This is a genomic window from Photobacterium sanguinicancri (assembly GCF_002265265.1).
Taxonomy (GTDB): Bacteria; Pseudomonadota; Gammaproteobacteria; order Enterobacterales; family Vibrionaceae; genus Photobacterium; species Photobacterium sanguinicancri.
The window spans coordinates 1-6,379 of the sequence record NZ_NOIF01000232.1; the positions used below are offsets into that span (position 1 = coordinate 1).

Consider the following 6,379-nt stretch of genomic DNA (forward strand, 5'->3'; position numbering starts at 1 on the left):
ATAAGAGAAAACAAATTAATTATTCCAAACATTACTGTAGCGGTTAATAAACGAGTGATTAGCAAACGATTACGCTCCCGATTTCAACACAAATGGTAATCAATGGGTGTTTTTCGGTTCGCTGTAAGGCAAAATGTGATCGTGATCGCGAGACATTGGTGCTTAGCACTCTAAACTAGCCCTATATCGAACGGTAATAAACAAAGGCCATTAGAGCTAAATAAACCGTCAACATTTGTTTTTTGGATGCGATACGCAACGAGGGTAAACATATCAACGAGATTCTACTTGCAACCTTTGCAGGTTTCATCGTTGGCATATTTTTACGGCAATTAAACGTCCTCTTCCGGCGCCACCTGTGCTGACCGGTATCATGGGAATTGTCGATATTTACCTCAGCGGTGTGGCATCTCAAGCGATTGTTGAACGCTTCTTCTCTTAATTTTGCCTTTTAATTCAATTCAAATATTCCAGGAGTGAGCTATGGCTACCCCACATATTAATGCAGAACTTGGTGATTTCGCTGAAACAGTCCTAATGCCAGGGGATCCGCTACGTGCAAAACTCATTGCTGACACTTTCTTAGAAGATGTTAAGCAAGTGTGTGACGTGCGCAATATGTTTGGCTACACAGGTACTTACAAAGGTAAGCGTATCTCTGTGATGGGCCACGGCATGGGTATCCCGTCTTGCTCTATCTACGCACACGAACTGATCAAAGACTTTGGTGTTAAAAACATCATCCGTATCGGTAGCTGTGGCGCCGTACACGATGACGTTAACCTGATGGATGTGATCGTTGCTATGGGTGCATCGACAGATTCTAAAGTAAACCGCATTCGTTTAAGCAACCACGATTTCGCTGCTATTGCGGATTACGGTATTCTTGAAACAGCCGTTCATCATGCACGTGAGCAAAAAGTACCAGTACGTGTTGGTAACGTATTTACTGCTGATCTGTTCTACACCCCTGAAACTGAGCTATTCGCTAAAATGGAAAAGCTTGGCATTCTTGGTGTTGATATGGAAGCCGCTGGTATCTACGGTGTTGCTGCTGAACTGGGTGCTAAAGCGCTGACTATTCTAACAGTATCTGACCACATCAAACGTGGTGAGAAACTAAGCTCTGATGATCGTCTTAAGTCGTTTAACGACATGATGAAAGTTGCACTAGAAACAGCAATCAGCATCTAAGCACGATACAACAATTTAGGTGGCGGTGTTTTCCCCGAGACATCGCTACCCTTCACTACCAAGAACAAAGAACACCAAACCAAGAACACTTAACTAATACCAAACTGCCATTGGCACCGTTTCAGTGCAGTTTGTTATTAGTGCCCATAAGGAAGCTAAGGCCATACCTTGTGCAAACGAGGTATTAGCAAGGTTGCTGCTCAATATTTGTAAAATGTGGCGTCTTACACAATTTGATGAATAGAGTAAGCAAACACTGATTTTGTTTATTAATCAGCATGCGGATTCTGTCAGGTAACCTTCTCCTTTGCTTCTTTTTGGGCGGCTAATATCCCCAAATTCACTTACGGCCAATATTGAAAACCTTGGTCGTTCAGCAGTAACACTCACTCCGCACTGTTATTCTATACTTTGAATCTAGATGGTAATAAGCTGACATGATGACATCACAACCCATTCAATCCGTGCAGCCTTTATTACCTGAGGCCGTCGAACAGTTACAGCTTAACCACTGTAAAACCGTTGGCTGCTGCAACTATGGTTCTAAAAACGTTGATGATTATGTAATTCAGCGAACCAACCCAGAGCGTCCGACATTAGTGTGTCGAGAATGTGGTGCATTCCCTCCCGTTCTTAGCAATAAAGATGTGGTAGATGAGTTAACACGTTTGAAAGTCACCCAAAGTAGTGGGTTACCTGCTTGTAGCAACCCTGAATGTAAAAACTTAGGTCTTGCCGTTTTAACGCACCGCCACCTTTATCATGCGTTTGGCTATAGTGGCGATCGCCAGCGTTATCGCTGTAAATGCTGCCAAGGTACCTTTGTGGATCGCTGGTCTGGTTTTAATAATAAGCATTTAGTCCAACAAAAACTGTTGGCTATGTTATTTACCGGTCATGCCATTCGCGATATTTGTCGTCGCCTCAGCATGAACCCAAAGACGTTTTATGATCAGCTTTCTCATATAGCTAGCCGCTGCCGACGTCAGCTAGGCATGTTTGACGCTCGCCTCTTTAAGCATGCACAAGATCTCTCGCTTGCTTCTAACCTTACTTCGCTACAACCTAGAAGTAACAATGGGGTATTGTGGATTTCAACGTGCGAAGCAACATCAGGTTATGTCGTTGGCCAACACTTAAATTACCAAGCTATTGATCAAGACAATAAGCACCTCGAACATGACCCTTTCCAAGTGGGTACGCGTTTTATGGCACCACCGTCTGCGTTACTGACAGAGAAGGTCACCCCACAATCTCAAGGTATTTTGGCGCGTGTAGATAATAAATACCGCGAAGTATTATCACGTCCTCAATTAGAAGATCCGTTGAGTAATCAAGCCCGTATTAACTACCCCACAAAAGGGTGTTTAATCAGGCCACAATACACGGTTTATGCGCATTACCTGCAGCTAGCTAGCCAGTTAGAATACAACCAACAGCTCGCTATTTTTATGCCACAAGAACCTTTGATGCGTTCAGCTGTTGTTTCAATCTTTTTGGATCGCGTTAAAGCCAAAACCATTCATCCTGTGTATGTGGAACAAGATGCTGGATGGCAGCCTAATATGGAAGCTGATCGTATTGATATCGTGTTGCTGGGTTGGTGGCGAGATCGTTGGGCATTTACTCGTAATAACGATATTAGTAAAGGTATCTGTCACTTAGCCGGTGAAAAAGAAAATGAACGTTTTTGGTTAAACACCGCATCAGACAGAGCCGTTTTGCAATATCAACAGCGTTTCCATGATCAGTTCGCACAGCTGGTCAATGAACCGCGCCGTAAGCTGCGACCAGCGGGTTTATTACCTCTACTCGATATATATCGTGCGTGGCATAACTTGTGCCGTCAGGATAGAACTGGGCAAACGCCCGCTCAGCAAATGGGACTCACCGCAGCACCTCTTACCTTAGAACAGCTGCTGAACTAACGCGCCCAAAGTTACTGCATATATTTGTCTCACACAGGTATCTCATATATGTATCGCCGCCTTTTAATCTTAAAGGCGGTTTTGACAACCCTTCGATTATTACCTCCTCGTAAAAGTAATTTATAAAAATCAGCGATTATCATTTCTTAAGAAACAATTAAACTAGTCCTTCTTTTCGACAAGTATGTATTTGAGGGTGTTATGGGTTGGTTATTTCTTCTTTTAGGTGTGATGGCAGAAGCAACGTCACATGTTGCATTACGTGCGACTAACGGCTTCACCAACTGGTTACCCAGTAGCATCGTTATCCTTGGCCACTTACTCGCATTCCTTTTTCTAGGCCAAGCTATGCGGTCACTCCCTGTTGGTATTGTTCACGCTATGTGGGCTGGGATGGCGATCGTTTTAGTCACTGCAATGTCTAGTATTATTTACAAACAACATCTTGATACTAAAGTGTGGATTGGCATGGTTGTCATTGCTATCGGCATCGCGATTATTAATTTATCTGGCACAGGCCATAGCCATTAATTCACGCGAGTTATCAATAATAAACATACGTCAGTTTGGGGCTTAAATAGCACCATAATAAGCCCCTAAGCACCGGCTGACACCCTACGATAATAAGCAACAAAGTGAGCAGGATTACTGTCAATCCACGTGCTGTCACGACATCAGAATGATGAATTGCTCACAGATTTTTGAACGAACCACAAAATTACCTGGATAACCTCGCCGCACGCACATCCATGCTGATATATTTGTTTACAAGATGTTAAATAAAACAGATATCAATTCATCAGCATTCGTAGCAGGGATAGTCGGACATGCAGTTTTTCCCCAACCGTATTAAACCCATTTTATTAGGCAGCATGCTATGTGTTGGCATATTGCCCGCATTTATGTACAGCTGGACAAGCAGTGAGAAGCTTTCGTCTGTCGCCCTTGAGCAAATAGCAACAGGCATGATTAGCCGAACCAACATTGCCGCACAAAACCTCGATGACCTTATCCAGCACCACGTTAATGAGCTTAACGATCTAGCTCAGTCTCCGATACTCACATCATCGCCATTAGTTTCAGCATCCCCCGCTATCATCGGCAAATACCTTCAACAATTAACGGCCAATGAGTCCGTTTACAATGCGATTCACCTAATAGAAAAAAGTACCATTTACTCCACGCCTACTTACCAAGTTATCGACTCATCGCATCAAGGTGTCGTTAACCTTAGCCAAGAAGTCGCCAAATTCAGTATTAATAACTTTAACCAGTTAGAGCAGCAGTACCTTAACTCAGGCAAGAGCGTATATATTTTTGTGCCGCCCAACATTGCACAAGCACCCTGCTTATTTTTAATCACCCGAGTCGCTGATAGCACAGCGGTACGTTATCTTCTGGTTGAATACCGTTTAAGCGAAATCAATGACCGATTACGCTTTTTAGGAAAACAAATAAGCAATACCGATTTTGCTTTTATTGTTAACGCCCAAGGCGACACTATGCTGGCTGGCCACTATCAAGGTCAGGCGTTACAAACTTTTTCTGATTTTAAATTTAATCTTAAAGCTCAAAATATTAATGTTTCACAGCCACACATTATCCAATACAAAGATCGTTACCAAGAAGCCTTTACAGCAACAGTGACAGCCATTGGCTCGCTTCAAGGGCCTGACCTACCAAATTGGTCATTAGTCACAGTCACACCGCAAAAAACCATCACCAGCTCAATCGATGAACTTCATCAATACTTCATGCTGGCACTGTTATTTACCGCATTTGTCATCATCATTTTATCTGTGGTACTCACCAAGCGAATTACAGATCCCCTCACTAAGCTGTCACGCTTTGCCGCGCATTTTAAACTTGGCAACTTCTCTGCTAGTAAGCATTTCAAAGGTCCCCACGAATTTCAGGTTCTGCATGACGCATTAAACCAAGGAGCAGAACGGATTGCTTACGATACAAGCCGTTTGAATCAAGCGCTTCATAAGGCGAAATCTGCTGATCGTGCAAAGTCTGCATTTTTAGCTAATTTATCACACGAAATTCGCACCCCGATGAACGGGATGTTGGGGCTTTCTCAGCTTCTACTCAAAACAGATCTGACCCGCGAACAAGAACACCACCTCAATACGCTGCTAGATTCTGGCAAGCACATGATGTCGCTGCTCAACGATATTTTGGATTTTTCAAAAATAGAGCAAGGGAAGCTCAAGCTAGATTGCACCAATTTTTGTTTTACCGACTTAGTCGGCACCATTGAAAGTACCTATCACTCGTTAGCAAAGGAAAAGGGCATCGCTTTTCACATTCATTGTGAACTCGATAAAAATGCGTGGTTTTATGCGGATAAAGCCCGTATCCGTCAAATCTTGTTTAACTTGATCAGTAACGCCATCAAATTTACAGAAAACGGTGAAGTCAACGTCACCCTGCGTTTACAAAATGGAAAATCCAACAATGAAAAGCAGCTCACTATCATTACGCAAGATACTGGTATTGGGATTGCCCCTGAGCGTATTAGCCAAATTTTCGACCCTTTTGCCCAGGCTGAGATATCAACCAGCCGCCGTTTTGGTGGCACAGGGCTTGGCCTGAGTATTGTGCGTCAACTTGCTGAACTCATGAATGGTGAAGTACAGCTTGAAAGTGCAGAAGGTGAAGGTTCGGTATTCACGGTTACCCTTGCTTTACAACAAGGTCAGTACGAACAGCAACAAACGAGAGATGTTGCCTTTGATCACAGTGCATTCCAAAACCTAAAAGTGCTGATTGTGGAAGATAACCACTTAAACACCTTGATCATTGACTCCTTTCTTAAGCAACGTGGCTTTACAACGACTGCGGTTGAAAATGGCGCCGAAGCCCTCGACATTTTACAGCACCAAGTGTTTGACGTTATTTTGATGGATAACCACATGCCAGTAATGGATGGTATTGAGGCGACTAAACGCATTCGCCGCTTACGCTCAGACACCCGTAAAATACCGATTTTTGCCTGCACCGCCGATGTGTTTGAAGAAACCCAACGTAATATGATGGCAGCAGGCGTTGATTGCGTGATCACCAAACCCCTTGATGAGCGCAAGCTATTAGATGCGCTACAACGCTTTAAGCACAAAATTACAGCAATGGCACAATTGCGTATTGCCCTTGAAAGCAAACAGACACAGACCGTAATGCCGATCAGTTAGCGTAAATATGATCGGTTGAACGATCCTCCAGAGCTGTCAAAATCCAAGTGTAATTAATGC

Annotated in this window: 4 protein-coding genes and 1 pseudogene; all 5 read left to right on the forward strand. The window is 43.4% G+C overall.

What is annotated here, in order from left to right; translation table 11 throughout:
- The first annotated feature begins 272 nt into the window (after positions 1 to 272).
- The 5 genes and pseudogenes from ASV53_RS21880 (at position 273) to ASV53_RS21900 (ending at position 6,319) form a co-directional block, all read left to right on the forward strand.
- Positions 273 to 442 (forward strand): annotated as a pseudogene (locus ASV53_RS21880) (XapX domain-containing protein).
- A 41-nt stretch (positions 443 to 483) separates the two neighbouring features.
- Positions 484 to 1,194: a purine-nucleoside phosphorylase gene (deoD, locus tag ASV53_RS21885; RefSeq protein WP_062691591.1), complete on the forward strand. Its 711-nt coding sequence runs from the start codon at positions 484 to 486 to the stop codon at positions 1,192 to 1,194.
- 437 nt (positions 1,195 to 1,631) lie between these two features.
- Positions 1,632 to 3,122 carry a transposase gene (locus ASV53_RS21890; protein ID WP_439126499.1) on the forward strand — a complete coding sequence of 497 codons (1,491 nt, stop codon included), beginning with the start codon at positions 1,632 to 1,634 and terminating at the stop codon, positions 3,120 to 3,122.
- A 201-nt stretch (positions 3,123 to 3,323) separates the two neighbouring features.
- Positions 3,324 to 3,653 (forward strand): DMT family transporter, encoded by a 330-nt coding sequence (locus tag ASV53_RS21895; protein WP_062691587.1) that lies wholly within the window; start codon positions 3,324 to 3,326, stop codon positions 3,651 to 3,653.
- Positions 3,654 to 3,949: 296 nt separating this feature from the next.
- Positions 3,950 to 6,319, forward strand: coding sequence for a hybrid sensor histidine kinase/response regulator (locus tag ASV53_RS21900; protein ID WP_094958677.1), 2,370 nt, complete (start codon positions 3,950 to 3,952; stop codon positions 6,317 to 6,319).
- Positions 6,320 to 6,379: the final 60 nt, after the last annotated feature.

Bases quoted from the DNA above. Each gene is read 5' to 3' on its own strand.
- deoD (WP_062691591.1), top strand. From the start codon at position 484: ATGGCTACCCCACATATTAATGCAGAACTTGGTGATTTCGCTGAAACA.
- ASV53_RS21890 (WP_439126499.1), top strand. From the start codon at position 1,632: ATGATGACATCACAACCCATTCAATCCGTGCAGCCTTTATTACCTGAG.
- ASV53_RS21895 (WP_062691587.1), top strand. From the start codon at position 3,324: ATGGGTTGGTTATTTCTTCTTTTAGGTGTGATGGCAGAAGCAACGTCA.
- ASV53_RS21900 (WP_094958677.1), top strand. From the start codon at position 3,950: ATGCAGTTTTTCCCCAACCGTATTAAACCCATTTTATTAGGCAGCATG.